The sequence below is a fragment of the Catenovulum agarivorans DS-2 genome, from assembly GCF_000568405.1.
GTDB lineage: Bacteria > Pseudomonadota > Gammaproteobacteria > Enterobacterales > Alteromonadaceae > Catenovulum > Catenovulum agarivorans_A.
In genome coordinates this window covers 116,874-134,738 of the sequence record NZ_ARZY01000005.1, presented here as the reverse complement: position 1 = coordinate 134,738, position 17,865 = coordinate 116,874, and the positions used below count along the sequence as shown (strand labels likewise).

The following is a 17,865-nucleotide window of genomic DNA, read 5'->3' as shown; positions in this document are numbered from 1 at the left end:
CCTGTTAATCCGAATGTTCGGTGGCTACGTCTTTCTAGTGGATGTAGCTTTAACATCTCTCACAGACTTAGTGGATGGTGCAAAACAAATTTGGTCTCGACCTCTTTCTTTGGCAACATAAAGCGCTTTGTCTGCGTGGCGGACAAGCTCATCACCTTCTAAGGTGAAGTTGGGGTAAAAAGCAACCCCCATGGATACGGTGATAAAGCGTTGGCCCCTTAATGGATTTTCTTTTAGATATTTGCTGATTCGTGAAAACATTAATGTGGCTTGCTCAACTTCAATGTTTTCACAAAAGATTGCAAACTCTTCACCACCGATGCGGGCGACCACATCCTTGTCGCTACGTGAATTTGTCATTAAAGCTTCTGCAATTATACGCAAGGCTTCATCACCAGCATCATGGCCTAGCGTGTCATTCACCTGTTTAAAAAAATCAACGTCTAACATTAAAACAGCAGCTGATTTTTTTAAGTTTGCTTTATTTTGCCGCCACTGATTGATATGTGAAAAGAAGTAACGGCGATTCCACAAACCTGTTAAAGAGTCGGTGTTCGCTTTTTTATTCAATTTATCTTTTAATTCAATTCTAGCTAAGTTTAAGGCTAGGTTCTGTGCGATAAACTCAAATTGTATTTCATGTTCTTGTTTAACCATAATGCTTTTATCTTCAGCAAATAGTATGGTTAAAACGCCGAATGTTCGACCTTCTGCTAGCAGTGGGTAACACAAATGGTGAGTACACTGATATTGTTGCAGTGGGGCGACCGCGTGTTGGCAATAACTTTGCGGATCACTTGCAGTGTAGCTATGGCCTGTTCGTATTGCCCAGCATGAAATCGAATTGCTTTTGTAAATGTTGTCAGATAATTCGATTGTTGAATAAATATCATCAAATATGCTTTTTAATAACTGCTGGCTGATGTTGACCGCTTCATCCGTTGTTTTAGCAACTGCTAAACAGGAACTTGCGTTTTGTAGCTCAATATAATTATTTGCGGTTTGGGCGATTTTACGTTTTAGTTCGACATTATGTTCGCTGGCGAGTTTGAGGATATTTTTGCGCTCTAATTTATGACTTAACCAATAAAAAGATATAAAGACTATGATAAATACCGCAATTTGCATCCGAAAATTATTCAAAACAGTGCGAAAAATATTCTTGGGTACCCCGATTCTAATAATGTAATTTTTATTGTCAGGTGATTTGAACTTCTGTGCATAATAGATATAAGGCGTATTTGATTGTTGATCAATTCTATGTAGGTATGCACTTTGCTCTGATTGTAATAGCTTGACCTCTTGCATAGATGATTGATCGACTAAGCTCGCCATTTCACTCCAATGCACTGGTGAGTGTACAATCAGCTCGGCATCTTCATTCAATACAGATACTTGTAGGTCAGGATTACGACCTTGATAAAATACTTGCTGTGTTTCGTGGTAGGCAGGTTCTAATTCTTTCACATAGATTTGATTAAATATGGTGATATTCAAACTAGCGATTCGGGCTAATTGTTTCTGATGAGATTTGACCAGTTCGCTTTCTACAAAAAACTGCAATAATGTGATTGAAGTTGTAAAAATTAAAACAGAACCCCAAAACCACTTGTTTTTGTTCAGTTGTTGTATTTGAGCCATACCTTCTACCTAAACTTCCATGAATTAGCTGACATGCCAAACTATATGAGTTTGTATTTATAACATTAGACCACTTTGGTTAAAGGTAAAGTCATTTCTACAATTTATCTGAATTTGTGGAATAAGCGCGGAAATCAAGCGTTTACCACTTAATTTCTGCGTTAAATTTGACTGTGATCTTTGGCTAATCTCGATAGATTTTAGTTAAGTCTTGGTAGTGGTCTATTCTACGATCACGCAAATATGGCCAAATTCTGCGTACATTTTCGCTTCTGTTTAAATCTATATCTGCGAGTAAAATTTCTTCGTCTTGGCTGTCGGCATGGGCGAGAATTTCGCCTTGTGGTCCAGTTACAAAACTATTTCCCCAAAAATGTATACCTTGGCTATTGTCACTGGGGTCGGTTTCGTGGCCTACTCGGTTACAACTGAGCACTGGTACACCGTTGGCGACAGCATGTGCCCGCTGCACAATCACCCAAGCGTCTAGTTGTCGTTGTTGTTCTTGTTGGTCGTCAGTAGGATCCCAGCCTATTGCAGTGGGGTAAATAAGCAACTCTGCGCCAGCCATAGACATTAAACGTGCACCTTCTGGGAACCACTGGTCCCAACAAACTAATACCCCGAGTTTACCGACACTGGTTTGTATAGGCTCAAAACCTAGGTCTCCCGGCGTAAAATAAAACTTTTCATAAAAACCAGGATCGTCAGGGATGTGCATCTTGCGGTATTTCCCAGCAATTGTGCCATCAGCCTCAATGACGACCGCTGTGTTGTGATATAACCCAGTTGCGCGTTTTTCAAAAAGTGAGCTTACAATCACTACCCCTAAAGATTTGGCGACTTCAGATAGCTTGTCAGTGGTGGGGCCTGGAATTGTTTCAGCCAATTCAAACATATCAACATCTTCGGTTTGGCAGAAATATAGTGACCTATGCAATTCTTGCAGAACTACTAATTTAGCACCTTTGTGCGCGGCTTCTTTGATACCTTCGATACTTTTTGCCAAATTATGTGCGGTATCTGAGGTATTCGCGTGTTGGATTAAAGCAACTTTTAAATTTTTCATAATTCACTTCAACTAAACTTGTTGTAAAAAACCTTGTGGTAACTGCATGGTGATGCAATGCAAACTGCCAAACTGCTCAATGATGGGAAGACAGTTAATCGGAATAACTTCATGTTTATCGAACACTTGTTGCATAATTTTGATTGCCTGTTGGTCTTGCTTAACACCATACACTGGCAGCAATACAGCACCGTTGATAATTAAAAAGTTAGCATAGGTTGCAGGTAAACGCTGATTATGCATGTCGTATTGGGCGTCGGGCCAAGGCAATTGATAAAGTTTATACGGCTGGTCTAAATGATTGGTAAATTTTGCCAGCTGTGATTTCATTTTCGCTAATGAGCTAAAATGGTTATCTTGTGGATCATCGCATCCCTGATAGACAATTTTATTTGCCGGTGCAAAACGCGCTAGTGTATCTATGTGTGCGTCAGTGTCATCGCCGTCTAACGCTCCATGCTCTAACCACAATACTTTGCTGCAGCCAAAGTGTCGTTTTAGCTGTTGTTCAATTTCATCCTTGGTAAAACTGGGGTTGCGGTTTGGATTTAATAAACATTCCGACGTTACCATTAAACAACCATTACCATCAGCTTCAATTGCGCCTCCTTCTAAAACAAATTCTAGCGCTTGGTAGTTGATTGAAAACTGCTTAAATATGTGTTGATTGATTTGGTTGTCGTTGCATGCATTAAATTTGTTTCCCCAACCATTAAAGGTAAAATCCAACGCGAGTAGGTTGCCTTGTTTATTAATTAGGGTAATCGGCCCATGATCCCTTGCCCAGGTATCGTCTGTTGGGCACACGACAAAGTGGACTCGCTTTAAATCTACTTGCTGTTGTTCTAGCAATTTCTCGACAGATTGTTTTAGCCCATCATGATTGCAAACAATGAGTAAGTTTTGTCGAGCACAGATCTGCTGGCTAAGCTCAACATACACAGGCTCAACTTTAGCTAGGTTGGACTTCCAGTCTGTTTGTTCATGTGGCCAAGTAAGCATTATAGCGTCTTGGCCGTACCATTCTGGTGGGAGGAAATATGCGTTCATTGGTTCTCGTTTGCTTGACTTGCTCTTTCTAATGCAAGTTGTCTAAGTTGTTTACTTTGCTGATGCAACGCCATTCTAACCAAGACCTCTCTGTCTTCGTCTCGAATCACGCTATAGACAATTTCGTATAACTTATCCGACTCGTTGTCGATTACGCCGATAATTTCGGCGAAGCAGTATACGGCACAAGCTTCTTCTGGCATAAATATTTTTAGTTTAAATTTGTCACCGATAAGCCAATTATTGTTACTTTTAACTGTTAGGCCACCGGCACCGAAGCGAGTTGTGCTATATCTATGTTTTTGTTGATCTTCTTGCATTAACAAATAGGACAGCATTAAGTCTATTTTTTTGTTTTGTATGGCTAGAATCCGACTCACGTCATTCGGGAGTTGCTGGTTTGAATTCATATAGCTATTTGAGTTATCAATTTTGTTTAACTCACTAGCTAGTTTAAAAGGGTAGGGGATTTCTAATTCTAAACCTTGCTGGTCAAACGCGTGATTTTGTTCTATTTGTTCTAGATTTATTTTTACTTCGAAAGGTAAGGTAAAAAATGCTTCGAATAGCTGTCTTTTGTCTTCAAGGTTCATGAATTTTCAGTTTGTTTAAGTTTTATTTGAATTGCCAGTGCGTCAGCTAATTGAATTGCTTTTTCTAACGCCTCTGGTGTTTTGTGTTTAGCTTGGTTAATTTTAATAACTGCCGGCTCAAAATTAAATTCGGCCGCTAAATACAGCCATGCCAGCCCTTGTTCTAGGTTTTTATCGACACCTTCACCAATGCAATAACAGCGCCCTAGTGCGCCCATTGCTTTTTCATCTCCTAAATATGCGGCTTGAGTAAATAATTCTGCAGCTAGATTAAGGTCTTTGTCTGCTCGAGCAGCAAATGCTTGGTTGAGTATTTCTGCAATATCTGTGTTGTCGGGGGCAGTTGTATCAGCCGTTGTTTGCTCGATTGTTTTGTGAGTTTCATGCGCACTGGGCATGGACGGAGTAATGTCTTTTTCTGTCAGTCTTTCTTTATCTTTTAACGCTAAAATAACAGCATCATACCGTGAATTAAGTTTGGCGATGGTTTGTTGTTGAGCTGTGATTTGTTGCTGATAGAATTCGCTGTCTTGCTCTAATTTTTCAATGGTTTTTTTGTTATGTACAAGCATTTGTTTGTAGTGCACCGCAAATTGTTTGAGTTGCTGCTGATGCTTTTTTTCGAGCATTTTTATATGTAGTTTGTATTGAGTTTCTACGTCCAACTTGTGTTGATCTTTCACTTGTTCAACGCGTTTAAACATAGTGTTTACACTGGTCTCGTATGCACGGCGTAAATCATCAAACCAGCGAAATAGTGTACCTGGGATCTTTTCTTTTTCTAGTGCGCTTGCAGACGCAGGGAAGAGATTGATGATTTGTTTTTTGTCAACGAATACCTCTCCATCTATGCTTTGACAACGTAAGGCTAGTGGATTGTCTTGATATTTTCGAATTGTATCTTGAATGATCGCCAAAGAAGCTCCTGTAATTTCAGATGCATTCTCTAAACTAATCCATTCAATCTCTAATTCAGAACTACTCATTATACTCACAGCTAATATTTGGTTAGGTTGGGGCAAAGTCGACTTCTTGATAGAAAGCCGCTGGGTCTAACAATAGACTCGATGTTTTTTCGTTTGAAATCAATCCTTTTAGCATATTGCGTACCCTGGGATCTATCTTGCCAGTGTGGAACTCTAGGTCATTTAATTTTTGTATGTTTTGACCATCTATATGCATTGAATCTTCTACTTTGTCAACTACAAATCCAGCGTTAGCCACTTGACCGTTGGTTGTCGTATATACAGTTACAGGTTTATGGCTGGAAACAATTAACTCTTCTAGCATAACCAGTTGTTGAGTCAAGCGCTGAAAATCAACTTTAGTATTTTGTTGTAGGCTTAAGATGAGTTGGTTTAATACTTCGCCGACTTCTTGGTTATGAGATTGGATTTGAGCCAATACTGTGTTGCATTTGTGCAGTTTAACCGCGTCAGTAATTCGTTCGGTTTGAAGAATTTCTTCCGCTTGGTGGATGTATTTTAGTTGTGCTTTATTGTGGCTAAGGGTTGTTTCGCCGTTTAATGCTGCACCTAAGTCGTAAATAGGCGTTGCATTATGCATAAAATTTTTGACCCCTAAAAAGGAGATATCTTTTGTCGGCACTTGTGTTTGATCATTGGCAAATTTCTCTGTCAGGAGAATGTCAAGGATGTTAAATGATACGATTCGCTGGCCCACTCTAAAGTTTACGACTTCCATTTGTAATTCCTAGCTAAATTTAATTGCAGTCAAGGTTAACTCTAGCCTCATGTTGTTAAAATTCAAGCAAATTCAATAGACTAATTTATATGCTTTGCTTGACTTAATTTTGACTAGCCCGTGTTGAAAGATAAACGAAAATCTGATGGCTTTTCATCAAATAATTTGGTGAATTGTCGAGTAAAATAGCTAGGATCAGCAAAGCCACATTCACTGGCAATCATTGCTATTGGTAAGGTTGTTTCAATCAATAACCGCCTAGCGTTTTCAAGCCGAACTTCGTTGATAAATTGTTTGGGGGTTTTGTTTAAGTATTTTTTAAAGCGGCGTTCAAGCGCACTAATGGATAGATGTGATAACTCGGCTAATTTTACAATGCATATGTCATGCATGTAGTTTGCTCGTATATATTCCACCGGAATTTTAACGGCCTGCATTCCGGTCAAAGCCAGTGACGTTTTTTCCAGATGGCGAGAAACGCCGTAGGTGCCTATCACTTGTTGATGCTGGTCTAATAAAATACGTTTGGATGTGGTAAACCACCTTAGTTCACCGTTTTTTAGTATGTTCATCTCCAATCTATCATCAACTGTCTGTCCAGCCATCACCCTTTGGTCGTCGACAACATATTGCCGGGCTAAATGTGGCGGTGCAAAATCATAATCGGTTAAGCCTATTGCTTGCTCTAAACTGTTCGCCCCAATATGTTGTTGAAAGGCACTGTTGGCATAAATAATCTGACTGTCGGTGTTTTTTATCCAAAATAGCATATCGGGCAATAAATCAAACATGCTAACCAATTGGGCGATGTTAGTTTGCTGCAAAAACGAATTTAGATGTTCAATTTTGTTGGAGCCAATCATATGTTATTAAAATACCGTGATTTTTGTGTGGTTTAATTATCTACTTCGTTCTATTTTTTCATTCAGCCACTCATAGTAAACGGGATGAATCTAGTTTTTTATATTTGCTACGCCGAATTTGTCCTAGTATAAACCGAATTCATTCTAACTCAAGTTGTTTAACTTGTCCTAACATGGTTAACAATAAAATAACTTTGGGAGTGGTTTTATGACTAAAAAAATTAGAATGGGTATGGTCGGTGGCGGCCAGGGGGCCTTTATCGGTGCTGTACATCGTATGGCTGCAAATTTAGACGGACAAATTGAATTAGTCTGTGGTGCATTCAGCAGCAATGAAACTCGCAGCATTGAATCGGGCAAAGCATTATATTTAGACCCAGCACGTTGTTATGCATCGTACCAACAAATGTTTGAGCAAGAAGCTCAGTTACCAGCCGAGCAACGCATGCAATTTGTTGCCATTGTGACGCCAAATCATATGCACTTTCCGGTTGCAAAAATGGCGTTTGAATATGGCTTTCATGTGATGTCAGATAAACCTGCAACCTTTACCTTAGCAGAAACGCTAGAGCTACAATCCTTGCTTTCAAAACACGATGTGTTGTACGGATTAACTCACACCTACACTGGTTATCCTTTAGTAAAAGAAGCACGTCAGCGCATTGCAAATGGTGATTTAGGCGACATTACCAAAGTTGTCGTTGAATACCCACAGGGTTGGTTAGCTCAAGCGCCGGGTGAAGATAACAAACAAGCAAGCTGGCGGTTAGACCCAAAACAAGCAGGCATTAGCTGCTGTATGGGCGATATTGGCGTTCACGCGGCGAACTTAGCTGAATATGTTTGTGGGGATGAAATTTCGCAAATATGTGCTGATTTAGGCTCGGTTGTTGAAGGGCGTAAATTAGATGACGATGGCACAATTTTATTGAAATTTAGATCGGGCTGCCGTGGTGTATTAATGGCGAGCCAAATTTCAGTGGGTGAAGAAAACAATTTACGTATTCGTGCATACGGTACTAAAGCCGCGTTGGAATGGTCGCAGCAAGAACCAAACAGCTTAATTGTTAAATACAACGACCAACCAATTCAAATTGTTCGTTCAGGCGTTGGCCCATTATCAGATATTGCCAATGCAAATTTGCGTATTCCAGCAGGCCATCCTGAAGGTTATATAGAAGCATTTGCCAATATTTATCGTAATTTTGCAGGGCAAGTCCGTGCAAAAGCCGCTGGCGTTCAAGCTACCGCCGTTGAGCAAGATGTACCCGGTATTAAAGAAGCTGTGCGTGGTATGGCCTTTATTGAAAATGCCGTTGTATCTAGCCAATCAGACACTAAATGGCACACATTTGTCATTGAACCACAAAATATAACACTTTAATTGGGAGCAACTAATAATGAGTCAAATTAAAGGCCCAGGTATTTTTTTAGCGCAGTTTGCAGGTGATGAAGCACCATACAATTCATTTGAGAGTATTTGTAAATGGGTTGCAGGTATGGGGTATAAAGCCGTGCAAATACCAACATGGGACAAGAGATTGTTCAATTTGGAACTCGCCGCAGAAAGCAGTGATTATTGTGATGAAATTAAAGGCATAGCAGCAGAGCAAGGCTTAGCTATCAGTGAGTTGTCAACGCACTTACAAGGCCAATTGGTTGCAGTACATCCAGCATACGACACCATGTTTGATGGTTTTGCGCCTGATGAAGTGAAGGGCAATCCAGCTGCTCGCACAGAATGGGCCATTCAACAAATGAAATACGCCGCGGTTGCGAGCAACAAACTAGGCTTAACTGCGCATGCGAGTTTTTCGGGTTCGTTTTTATGGCATACAGTTTACCCTTGGCCACAGCGCCCTGCAGGATTAGTTGAACAAGGCTTTGAAGCTTTAGCGGAGCGCTGGTTACCAATCTTAAATACCTTTGATGAAAATGGTGTCGACGTTTGTTACGAACTTCACCCAGGTGAAGACTTACATGACGGTGTTACTTTTGAGCGTTTCTTAGAAGCAACTAATAATCATGCAAGAGCGAACATTCTTTATGATCCAAGCCATTTCGTTTTACAGCAGTTAGATTATTTACAGTTTATCGATTTTTACCACGATCGCATCAAAGCATTCCATGTAAAAGACGCAGAGTTTTTGCCAAACGGCAAAGCGGGTGTTTATGGCGGTTATCAAGGTTGGCAAGAAAGACCTGGGCGCTTCCGCTCATTAGGGGATGGTCAAATAGATTTCAGCGGTATCTTTAGCAAATTAACTCAATACGGATTCAAAGGTTGGGCTGTGTTGGAGTGGGAATGTTGTATGAAGCACCCTGAACAAGGTGCTCAAGAAGGTGCGCCGTTTATTGCTAAACACCTAATACGCACCACTGATAAAGCTTTTGATGATTTTGCTGGTGTCGAAGCAGATCGCGAATTTAATAATAAAATACTTGGACTGTGAGGCGAACAATATGAATACTCAGCAAGCCAATAGGCTTTTTATTGCAAGCTGTATAGCACTAACGGTTACCGCAATGACCTTCGCAATTCGCGCAGGTATATTGGGTCAGTTAAGCGAAAGTTTTAATTTAACAGACAGCCAATTAGGTTGGATAAATGCGATGGCCTTTTTAGGCTTTCCGGTCGCAACCATGTTTGGTGGGTTGCTTTATAATTGGATAGGTGCGCGTAAGTTAATTTTAATTGCGTTTATAGGCCATTTATTAGGGTTAGCATTAACCATAATGGCCGATGGTTTCTGGCTGCTGTTAGTTTCTAGCTTCTTCGTTGGTTTTGCCAATGGGGCGGTTGAAGCAGGGTGTAACCCGCTAATAGCCGACATTTACAATAAAAACAAAACGACAATGTTGAATCGTTTTCACGTGTGGTTCCCTGGCGGTATTGTAATTGGCGCACTAATTTCTAAATTTATGACAGATATGGGCTTAGGTTGGGAGTTACAAATTGCAGTTATGCTAATTCCAACAGTAATCTATGGTTTCATGATGTTTACTCAGAAGTTTCCAGAAGCGGTACATATCGAAAATTCTACTTCTGCCAATATCAAAGCATTATTCTCACCGCTGTTCTTATTTATGGTGTTGTGTATGACGTTAACTGCAACCACAGAGCTAGGTACACAACAATGGATTGAACGCATTTTAGGTGCAACTGGTGCATCTCCAATGTTAATTATGGCAATGATTACTGGTCTTATGGCTGTTGGTCGTTATTTTGCTGGCCCATTGGTACATACGCTAAATCCAGTTGGAATATTATTGATGTCGGCTGTGCTCTCTGCAGCAGGTATCTACTTAATGAGCACTGTAACGGGTGGTATGGTTTATGTAGCTGCAATTGTGTTTGCATTAGGCGTAACTTATTTCTGGCCAACCATGATTGGGTTTATTGCAGAATACCAACCTAAAACAGGTGCCTTAGGTATGTCACTTATTGGTGGTGCAGGCATGTTTGCAGTGAGTATGTGGAATCCAATTATCGGTGGTTGGATTGATGCAGCGCGTGCAGCTGCAGAAGCGCAAAACTTGACTGGCGCAGAGGCCGAATTAGTTGCTGGTCAAGTCGCTTTATCTAATTTAGCCATATTCCCAACTATACTCATAGTTGCTTTCGCTGCGCTATATTTATTTATGCGTAAAAATAAAGCACAAAATGATGTTACCCCCAATCAAACTGGAGAGGCTCTATGAGTTCAATCGTCACCAATAGGCGACGACTGTTACAAGGCTTAGGCGCTGTGCTTGGCACAGCTGCCGCAAGCCAGCTGTTAGGAGAGCAGGCAATTAAGTCTGCTTTTTGTTACACAAAAAATGTAAACAGTTACAAAATTGACGGTCGTGTATTTACTAAAAATCAAATGATTATATTGCACAGTATAGTCGGGCAGATTATTCCTACTACGGATAGTGTCGGCGCGACAGACGTTGATTGCCATGGCTTTATTGACCATCAGCTTGCGAATGTTCATACAGCTGTAGAACAAAAGAATGCAGTGTCGCTGGTGAATAAAATGAATGAGATGTCGGTAAAACGTTTTCAGTTGGAGTTCTATTTGTGTAATGACCAACAGCAGCTCGCGTTGTTAACAGATGCAGAGCAAGCACGTAATGGTTTTAACCAAGTGGATAGAGCAAACTTGAAGTTTATTAAAAATCTAACTGTATTTGGTTTCTGCACTTCAGAAGAGGGGGCATTAAAGTTTTTGAAATATTTACCTGTACCAGGTGGTTATCAAGGCTCTGTCCCCTATGAACAAATAGGTAGGGCGTGGAGTTCTAAAGCATATTACTAAAATTTAAATACTATAAATTTAATAAGCTTCGCGGCAATAAAAATAATAATTTAGCGCAGCATTAACCTTGGACTACACATTACATGAAAGAGACAAAGTATATAAATGAATCGAGCGAGGTTTATGACGTTATCGTTATAGGCTCGGGCATGACAGGCGGCTGGGCTGCAAAAGAGTTTTGCGAAAAAGGATTTAAAACCTTAATGGTTGAACGCGGCAGAGTAGTTGAACACCGCAAAGACTACATTGCAGAAGGTAAAGCACCTTGGCAATATGAAAACCGCACAAAAGTAGACAACTTATTAGTTGAACAGCAATACAAAATTCAAAAACAATGTTATGCCTTTCATGATGGTACTAAACATTTTTTTGGTAACGACCGAGATTTACCCTACACAACGAAAGATGGTACAGAATTTAGTTGGATCCGTGCCAACCAATTGGGTGGTAAATCATTATTATGGCATAGGCAAAGCTATCGCTTAAGTGACTACGACTTTAAAGCCAATAAAGCTGACGGAGTTGGCAATGACTGGCCTATTCGCTATAAAGACTTAGCGCCTTGGTACGATTACGTAGAAAAATTTGTTGGTATTAGCGGTAACTACGATAACTTACCACAACTGCCAGACAGCCAATTTTTACCACCGTTTGAAATGAATGGCCCTGAAAAATCATTTAGGCAGAAAATGGCGGGTACTTTTCCTGACAAACCCGTTATTATTAGCCGGTGTGCCCATTTAACTGAACCTCAACAAATTCATGTTGAGCTTGGTCGCATGAAATGTATGGCACGTAACGAATGCCAAAAAGGGTGTTCGTTCGGAGCATATTTCTCAACACAAAGCGCGACATTGCCAGCGGCAGCGCGAACCGGCAATTTATATATTGCGCCAAACAGTGTGGTTGAAAGTTTAATTTATGATGAAGCAACTAACCGGTTAAAAGGCGTGCGCGTTATCGATAACGATAACTTAACTCAGCGAGAGTACTACGGTAAATTGGTGTTCTTGTGTGCCTCAACCATTGGCAGTACCCAAATATTACTCAATAGCAAAACCAATAAATTTAAAAACGGTTTAGCCAATAGCTCGGGTGTGTTGGGTAAATACCTAATGGATCACAACTACAATTCGCGTACCAGTGCGGATATTGATGGTTTTGAAGATGAATATTACATTGGCCGCCGCCCAGCGGGTTTATATGTACCCAATTTCTATTATGAGCCATCTAAATATCACAAAGGCTTTAAGCGAGGTTATGCGTTATCTGGCGGTGCTTACCGTGAAGACTGGCAATCGTTTGGCCATGCTGATGGTTTTGGAGAATCGTTTAAAAATAAATTACAGCATCCTGGTAAGTGGAAAATAGGCTTGCAAGCACAAGGAGAGATGTTGCCGAATCCTGATAATCAAATGACCTTACATGCAACTAAAAAAGATAAATGGGGCATACCGCAAATAGAATTTAATGTGGAATGGTCGGATAACGAACGCAAAATGATGGAAAACTCAGTAGAAGTTGCAAGCGAAATGTTTGAAAAAGCCGGCTTTAAAAACATTCAAGGTTATGCAACCGAAAGGCCGCCAGGGATCGCGATACACGAAGTGGGCACAGCGCGTATGGGACGCGATCCAAAAGACTCAGTACTGAATGGCTATAACCAAGCACATGACATTCCAAACTTGTTTGTTACTGATGGTGCAAGTTTTAGCTCGTCTGCCGTTGTTAATCCGTCATTAACCTTTATGGCTTTAACCGCTCGTGCAGTTGATTATGCCGTTAAAGAAATGAAAAACCGTCGAATCTAATAATTAATTATATAAAACACATAGAGACTCTAAACATGAAAAACATAATACACACCCTTAAAAAACTAGCTTGTGTAGCGGCTGTAAGCACTTTGGTGCTGGGCTGCAACGCAACATCCACCTCAACGTCAAAAACAATGGACAGCAAAGAACAAATGCCAAAAATTAGTGTGCAACTCTGGTCAGTTAAAGATGATGTAAAAAAAGACTTTAAAGGTACTTTAACTCAATTATCTAAAATGGGTTTTCAAGGCGTTGAGTTTGCGCGAGACTTTGGCCCATACGCACAAAACCCGCATGGCTTAAAGCAATTTTTAACCAGCTTAAACTTGCAAGCTAGTGGTGCGCATGTGCCATTTTCTGCATTAGACGATGAAAACTTCTTATCTACTGTCGCTTTTTATAAAACACTAGACTGCAACCTGTTAATAGTACCTTACGATGAGAGAGCCTTCAGTGCAGATGGCATTGAATGGGTAGTCGCTGAGCTAAACAGATTATCAGATAAATTAGCAGCATATGGTATGAAAGTGGGTTACCACAACCATGCGCAAGAATTTGAAGCATACAAAAATTCTACCTATTGGGATTACATGGCGCAAAATACTTCTGAAAATGTAGTGTTGCAGCAGGATGTGGGTTGGACAGAGTACTCAGGCAATGATCCAGTTGAATATGTGCGCAAATATCCAGGCCGAACTTTAACCACGCACTATAAAGTACGTTTGCCAGAAGGCACTCAAGGTAAGTTGCCTATTATCGGCAAAGATACCATTGATTGGCCAAATTTAATTAAAGCCAATAAAGAAGTTGGCGGCACTTTATGGTTAGTAGTTGAGCAAGAAGAATATCCAAATGGCTTAACACCTTTACAAGCTGTAGCTGAATCTAAAAAAGGTTTAGATAGCTTTTTGTAATATTGATTTTGTTGTGTGTCAAAGCAATGCTCGAGTGCACAGGATGTGTGCTCAAGCTTGCTTTTATCTTTTTATGGGCTTAACCAAAATGTAACTAACCGGCGATTAATATGCTTCAATCAGCATACTGCACACGGATAAATCTATGAAAATAAATAAAATCATCTTTCTAATATGCACTTTAGCCATATCTGTATGTGCCAAGGCGCAAGCACACGCTTCAGCTAATATTGTTAAGCTAAATCAAGGCCAATACCAAGGGGTAGAGCTAGAGCAAGGTGTTGTAGGCTATTTAGGCGTTCCTTTCGCTAAGCCGCCAGTTGGTGAGCTGCGTTGGAAATTACCACAGCCAATAGAGCTATCAGCTTCTAAAAAAGAGGTTATCCATCAAGCAAATCAGTTTGCGGCTAGGTGTGTACAAAATAGAATATTTAACGACATTATATTCCGCTCAAATAAACATAGTGAAGATTGTTTGTATTTAAACATATGGAGCAAAGCCGATAATAAAAATGCACCTGTATATGTTTACTTTCACGGTGGTGGCTTCGCAGTGGGGAGTGGTGATGAAGCAAGATACGATGGTGAAGCTTTTGCCAAGCAGGGCATAGTATTTGTATCAGTCAATTATCGTTTGGGTGTATTTGGTTTTTTGTCGCACCCTGAGTTATCTAAAGAAACCAATTACAAAGGCTCAGGCAACTATGGCTTATACGATCAACAAGCAGCGATTCAATGGGTAAAAAATAATATAAAGCAGTTTGGTGGTAACCCTGAACATATAGTATTGGGTGGCGAATCAGCAGGTTCAATTTCTGTTAGTGCACAAATGCTGACATCACTCAATAAAAACTTACTCAAAGGTGTGACGGCACAAAGCGGCTCTATGCTGGGGTTAGATTTTAGTTCGCGCTCTTTAGCAGAAGGTGAAGATGAAGGGGTTGCATTACAGCATGCGATAGCTGCAACCAGTGTCGATGCGATGCGAAAGTTATCAGCTGAGCAGTTATTAAAAAAGGCGACGGAAAAACGCTTTGTTTGGTTTAAACCTGTAATTGATGGTAAGTTTTTTACCGATGACCCACATAAACTATACGCGCAGGGCAAGTACAACCAAGTTCCGTTATTAACCGGCGTAAATACTCAAGAGTCTAGCTATAAAGCTGTATTAGGGCAGGTGGCTGATAAGAAAAAGCTAACTCAAGCGGATTGGCATGCAGCGATAGAAAAACTATACCCAGACAATGCTGACAAGGTGAAAGTTTTATATCCAGCATCTACGCCAGAGCAAATTTTAGAAATGGCGCAGCAGCTTGCAAGTGATAGATATTTAAGTATGAGCACATGGTTATGGGCCGATGCTGTTAGCCAACGTCAACCGAAGCAAGTTTATTACTATTTATATGCACGACCTCGCCCAAGCCCGTCAACAGACAGAGGCGCGGCTCATGCGGCAGAAATAGAATATGCCTTGGGTAATTTGCGTTATAACAAAGTTTACGACTGGCAAGCAGCAGACTATAAAACATCTGAGCAAATGCAGAAATATTTTATTCAGTTTATCAAAACCCTAAATCCAAATAGGGTAGATATACCAAACTGGCCGCTATTTAAGCAAGATAAACGAATGGTGTTGGACAACGAGTTGTCAGTTGAAGATATTGGGTATTTGCGCGAGCGGTATAAGGTTTTGCAAAAGCTATGAAGCTGATGCGCCTAAAGGGATTATGGATTAACGGGAAATGTCACTCTCGTCGGTAAACTTTGCCGCTTTAACAAGCGCTGAGTTTGGTGCCGTTGCCATAAACTCTCCTAACCCCTCGGCTACCCGATTAGTTTGCGTGCCAAAGTGACACAGAGATTGCTTATTGCACACTTTAAGACCATAATACACATGTGACATTTTGACACGACAGGAGATAAGATTATGGCTACGACTTTGCCTCGCATCACCGCTAGAGTTGATGTCGATACACAAGACTTACTTACTAAGGCCGCCGCGATCGCCGGCATGTCTAGCATCAACTCGTTTGTTTTAAGCGCTGCAATCGAAAAAGCTAAACAAGTTATCGAACGTGAACAGGCTTTAAAGCTGAGCCAAGCTGATGCGATGTTGCTTATGGAAGCTTTAGACCGCCCTGCGATACAGAACTCAAAACTAAAATCTGCTGCTGATCGATATTCGAGCAAAAGTCAAAGATGAATACGGTGCTTCTAGATAAAGCTAAACACAATAGAAACCGATTCAACTGTGGCATCGAAGCTCTCAATAATTACTTAAAAGTAATGGCGAGTCAGCAAGCAAAGAAGGACAACACCAGAACGTTTGTTTTGGAAGATGATAGCGACAACTCACATGTCATCGGCTTTTACACGCTAACAATGACACCAATTGACTTAAATGCATTGCCTGATAAGTTACAAAAAAAGCACCAATCATCCACCTCTGGTGGTCTGATTGCCCGTCTTGCTGTCGATGACCGATATAAAGGGAAAGGCTTTGGTGAGTGGCTGCTTATCGACGCACTCAGAAAGCTATTAGCCGCTAGTGATAGCGTTGCATTTCCAGTTGTTATCGTTGATGCCAAAGGCGGAGCAAAACATTTCTATGAACGCTATGGTTTTCAAGCATTTCAAGACGCAGAAAACAAACTCTTCATCACCATTGCGGATGTGAGAGCAAGCTTAGGCTAGTTAACCGCTAGCCTTTGGCACCGGGTATTCAACAGGCTTTAAACTTAAATTATCTGAAATCAGAAGGATTATATTCACTCAGAGACGGATGGATCAAAGTGCATTATCCGAATGGATAATTATTAAATGAAACGCCCTTCGCGCCCGAGCGAAGCGACAAAGTGCCCTTGGGGTAGACCAGCATGCAGGGTGTTGTGGCGGCTTGAGGATTAGATACCCTTGGCTACCCGATTATAGCTCGTTTACACTGAACTGCTTTATTGAAGATGCAAGAACAACGAGCTCAATTATTTGATTATTATCGAATTCAAATCTTAAACCATCAGAGTAGCCTTGATTATTAACTAACACCCAAGCCCAACGCAATTTGGAGCCGCAACAGCTTTGAAGTAATAGTGAATAATTAGTTGCAGTCAGGTCATCAAGTTTATTTGTATCGGATAGCTCAAGCTCATCAGAATTTTCAATACACCTGATAGAGCAACTAAACGTTTCAAAGTCTAATTTTATTGCTGCGATTTCATTTGGAAGTTCTTTGAAACTATATGATTGCGCATGTATTAGCTTTTCACATGAATTCACAATACTTGATAATTCCACAAAACCTCCAAGAGTTATAACGCCGTATTTACTGTAACACTTGAGTTGGTGAAAAGTCGACTTTCCATAAGTCTAGTTCATACAAGTTACCTTGAAGGTCTAGATTGAGAGCCGCAGATATTAAGGTGTCGTCAAGGTCTTTGAAAATAAACTCTGCCGCTTGTTTCCCAAACATGCGCTTATCATAATTCTCACCTAACGCTAGACTCCCCATACCACCATCGTTTAAAGGCCGCACAAGTAAATTTTTAGTATCAATTTTTAATTTAGCCAATGTAACTAGTTTATTAATAATTTCAGCTTCTTTTGGAGTTAACTTCCGCATTCTAGATACACATAACGAGACTGTAGAAAAACTCCAATCTCAACTTTAATAAATAAAATAAGTTTAATCTGTAATTTACCCAAAAGAAACATTGAGTTGCCAGATCCCATATGATCTAATAACACTTATTCCCCAACCCCTCATAATCATGGCCAACTACAAGCCAGACTACTCGCACTAAAACCAGTTCATATCTGTCGATTTCTCAGCGCAAATTGTGCCAGGTACATTTTGAGCTGGTTTAGGTTTATGGAGACTAATACGAATCATTTAGAGCAAACGTGGATAAAAGAG

The 17,865-nt window shown here is 40.4% G+C and carries 18 protein-coding genes; 9 read left to right on the top strand and 9 right to left on the bottom strand.

All coding sequences use genetic code 11. From position 1 onward, the window contains the following. Positions 1 to 24: 24 nt before the first annotated feature. From DS2_RS19655 to DS2_RS04480, 7 genes are all read right to left on the bottom strand, one after another. Positions 25 to 1,641 carry a diguanylate cyclase gene (locus DS2_RS19655; RefSeq protein WP_051479617.1) on the bottom strand — a complete coding sequence of 539 codons (1,617 nt, stop codon included), beginning with the start codon at positions 1,639 to 1,641 and terminating at the stop codon, positions 25 to 27. Between the two features lie 184 nt (positions 1,642 to 1,825). After that, complete coding sequence (locus DS2_RS04505) at positions 1,826 to 2,710, bottom strand: carbon-nitrogen hydrolase (protein ID WP_035013447.1); 885 nt, start codon at positions 2,708 to 2,710, stop codon at positions 1,826 to 1,828. A gap of 12 nt (positions 2,711 to 2,722) precedes the next feature. Then, entirely contained in the window at positions 2,723 to 3,760 is a 1,038-nt protein-coding gene (locus tag DS2_RS04500; protein ID WP_035013446.1) for an agmatine deiminase family protein, read from the bottom strand. Then, the gene (locus DS2_RS04495) at positions 3,757 to 4,353 is read right to left on the bottom strand and encodes a PilZ domain-containing protein (RefSeq protein ID WP_051479616.1); all 597 of its coding nucleotides are present in this window, start codon (positions 4,351 to 4,353) and stop codon (positions 3,757 to 3,759) included. Before DS2_RS04495 ends, DS2_RS04500 begins: the two co-directional genes overlap by 4 nt. After that, positions 4,350 to 5,339 carry a tetratricopeptide repeat protein gene (locus tag DS2_RS04490; RefSeq protein ID WP_035013445.1) on the bottom strand — a complete coding sequence of 330 codons (990 nt, stop codon included), beginning with the start codon at positions 5,337 to 5,339 and terminating at the stop codon, positions 4,350 to 4,352. The genes DS2_RS04495 and DS2_RS04490 overlap by 4 nt, the downstream gene beginning before the upstream one ends. Positions 5,340 to 5,361: 22 nt before the next feature. Next, entirely contained in the window at positions 5,362 to 6,057 is a 696-nt protein-coding gene (locus DS2_RS04485) for a hypothetical protein (protein WP_035013444.1), read from the bottom strand. 113 nt (positions 6,058 to 6,170) lie between these two features. Further along, complete coding sequence (locus tag DS2_RS04480) at positions 6,171 to 6,920, bottom strand: AraC family transcriptional regulator (protein WP_035013443.1); 750 nt, start codon at positions 6,918 to 6,920, stop codon at positions 6,171 to 6,173. Positions 6,921 to 7,128: 208 nt separating this feature from the next. Between DS2_RS04480 and DS2_RS04475 the strand changes: the two genes are divergently transcribed. The 9 genes from DS2_RS04475 (at position 7,129) to DS2_RS04435 (ending at position 16,646) form a co-directional block, all read left to right on the top strand. After that, complete coding sequence (locus DS2_RS04475; RefSeq protein WP_035013442.1) at positions 7,129 to 8,304, top strand: Gfo/Idh/MocA family protein; 1,176 nt, start codon at positions 7,129 to 7,131, stop codon at positions 8,302 to 8,304. A 16-nt stretch (positions 8,305 to 8,320) separates the two neighbouring features. Then, on the top strand, positions 8,321 to 9,373 hold the full coding sequence (locus DS2_RS04470) for a sugar phosphate isomerase/epimerase family protein (RefSeq protein ID WP_035013441.1): 1,053 nt from the start codon (positions 8,321 to 8,323) through the stop codon (positions 9,371 to 9,373). A gap of 10 nt (positions 9,374 to 9,383) precedes the next feature. After that, entirely contained in the window at positions 9,384 to 10,622 is a 1,239-nt protein-coding gene (locus tag DS2_RS04465; RefSeq protein WP_035013440.1) for an MFS transporter, read from the top strand. Next, a complete protein-coding gene (locus DS2_RS04460; RefSeq protein WP_051479615.1) occupies positions 10,619 to 11,224 on the top strand; it encodes a gluconate 2-dehydrogenase subunit 3 family protein in 606 nt (201 codons plus the stop codon). The genes DS2_RS04465 and DS2_RS04460 overlap by 4 nt, the downstream gene beginning before the upstream one ends. A gap of 83 nt (positions 11,225 to 11,307) precedes the next feature. Then, positions 11,308 to 13,035, top strand: a complete 1,728-nt coding sequence (locus DS2_RS04455; protein ID WP_035013439.1) for a GMC oxidoreductase — start codon at positions 11,308 to 11,310, stop codon at positions 13,033 to 13,035. 35 nt (positions 13,036 to 13,070) lie between these two features. Beyond that, entirely contained in the window at positions 13,071 to 13,952 is an 882-nt protein-coding gene (locus DS2_RS04450; protein WP_035013438.1) for a sugar phosphate isomerase/epimerase family protein, read from the top strand. A gap of 145 nt (positions 13,953 to 14,097) precedes the next feature. Then, positions 14,098 to 15,657, top strand: a complete 1,560-nt coding sequence (locus tag DS2_RS04445; protein ID WP_035013437.1) for a carboxylesterase/lipase family protein — start codon at positions 14,098 to 14,100, stop codon at positions 15,655 to 15,657. A 222-nt stretch (positions 15,658 to 15,879) separates the two neighbouring features. Next, positions 15,880 to 16,155, top strand: a complete 276-nt coding sequence (locus tag DS2_RS04440; protein ID WP_035013436.1) for a DUF1778 domain-containing protein — start codon at positions 15,880 to 15,882, stop codon at positions 16,153 to 16,155. Continuing rightward, entirely contained in the window at positions 16,152 to 16,646 is a 495-nt protein-coding gene (locus DS2_RS04435) for a GNAT family N-acetyltransferase (RefSeq protein WP_035013435.1), read from the top strand. Before DS2_RS04440 ends, DS2_RS04435 begins: the two co-directional genes overlap by 4 nt. 231 nt (positions 16,647 to 16,877) lie before the next feature. Here the strand turns inward: DS2_RS04435 and DS2_RS04430 are convergent, their stop codons facing one another. Both DS2_RS04430 and DS2_RS04425 read right to left on the bottom strand, forming a co-directional pair. Continuing rightward, positions 16,878 to 17,246, bottom strand: coding sequence for a DUF6334 family protein (locus DS2_RS04430; protein ID WP_035013434.1), 369 nt, complete (start codon positions 17,244 to 17,246; stop codon positions 16,878 to 16,880). A 28-nt stretch (positions 17,247 to 17,274) separates the two neighbouring features. After that, positions 17,275 to 17,571 carry a DUF6984 family protein gene (locus DS2_RS04425; RefSeq protein ID WP_035013433.1) on the bottom strand — a complete coding sequence of 99 codons (297 nt, stop codon included), beginning with the start codon at positions 17,569 to 17,571 and terminating at the stop codon, positions 17,275 to 17,277. Between the last annotated feature and the right edge of the window lie 294 nt (positions 17,572 to 17,865).

What these genes read in the sequence shown, in the direction of transcription:
- DS2_RS19655 (WP_051479617.1), bottom strand. Translation starts at nt 1,641, where the DNA reads ATGGCTCAAATACAACAACTGAACAAAAACAAGTGGTTTTGGGGTTCT.
- DS2_RS04505 (WP_035013447.1), bottom strand. Translation starts at nt 2,710, where the DNA reads ATGAAAAATTTAAAAGTTGCTTTAATCCAACACGCGAATACCTCAGAT.
- DS2_RS04500 (WP_035013446.1), bottom strand. Translation starts at nt 3,760, where the DNA reads ATGAACGCATATTTCCTCCCACCAGAATGGTACGGCCAAGACGCTATA.
- DS2_RS04495 (WP_051479616.1), bottom strand. Translation starts at nt 4,353, where the DNA reads ATGAACCTTGAAGACAAAAGACAGCTATTCGAAGCATTTTTTACCTTA.
- DS2_RS04490 (WP_035013445.1), bottom strand. Translation starts at nt 5,339, where the DNA reads ATGAGTAGTTCTGAATTAGAGATTGAATGGATTAGTTTAGAGAATGCA.
- DS2_RS04485 (WP_035013444.1), bottom strand. Translation starts at nt 6,057, where the DNA reads ATGGAAGTCGTAAACTTTAGAGTGGGCCAGCGAATCGTATCATTTAAC.
- DS2_RS04480 (WP_035013443.1), bottom strand. Translation starts at nt 6,920, where the DNA reads ATGATTGGCTCCAACAAAATTGAACATCTAAATTCGTTTTTGCAGCAA.
- DS2_RS04475 (WP_035013442.1), top strand. Translation starts at nt 7,129, where the DNA reads ATGACTAAAAAAATTAGAATGGGTATGGTCGGTGGCGGCCAGGGGGCC.
- DS2_RS04470 (WP_035013441.1), top strand. Translation starts at nt 8,321, where the DNA reads ATGAGTCAAATTAAAGGCCCAGGTATTTTTTTAGCGCAGTTTGCAGGT.
- DS2_RS04465 (WP_035013440.1), top strand. Translation starts at nt 9,384, where the DNA reads ATGAATACTCAGCAAGCCAATAGGCTTTTTATTGCAAGCTGTATAGCA.
- DS2_RS04460 (WP_051479615.1), top strand. Translation starts at nt 10,619, where the DNA reads ATGAGTTCAATCGTCACCAATAGGCGACGACTGTTACAAGGCTTAGGC.
- DS2_RS04455 (WP_035013439.1), top strand. Translation starts at nt 11,308, where the DNA reads ATGAAAGAGACAAAGTATATAAATGAATCGAGCGAGGTTTATGACGTT.
- DS2_RS04450 (WP_035013438.1), top strand. Translation starts at nt 13,071, where the DNA reads ATGAAAAACATAATACACACCCTTAAAAAACTAGCTTGTGTAGCGGCT.
- DS2_RS04445 (WP_035013437.1), top strand. Translation starts at nt 14,098, where the DNA reads ATGAAAATAAATAAAATCATCTTTCTAATATGCACTTTAGCCATATCT.
- DS2_RS04440 (WP_035013436.1), top strand. Translation starts at nt 15,880, where the DNA reads ATGGCTACGACTTTGCCTCGCATCACCGCTAGAGTTGATGTCGATACA.
- DS2_RS04435 (WP_035013435.1), top strand. Translation starts at nt 16,152, where the DNA reads ATGAATACGGTGCTTCTAGATAAAGCTAAACACAATAGAAACCGATTC.
- DS2_RS04425 (WP_035013433.1), bottom strand. Translation starts at nt 17,571, where the DNA reads ATGCGGAAGTTAACTCCAAAAGAAGCTGAAATTATTAATAAACTAGTT.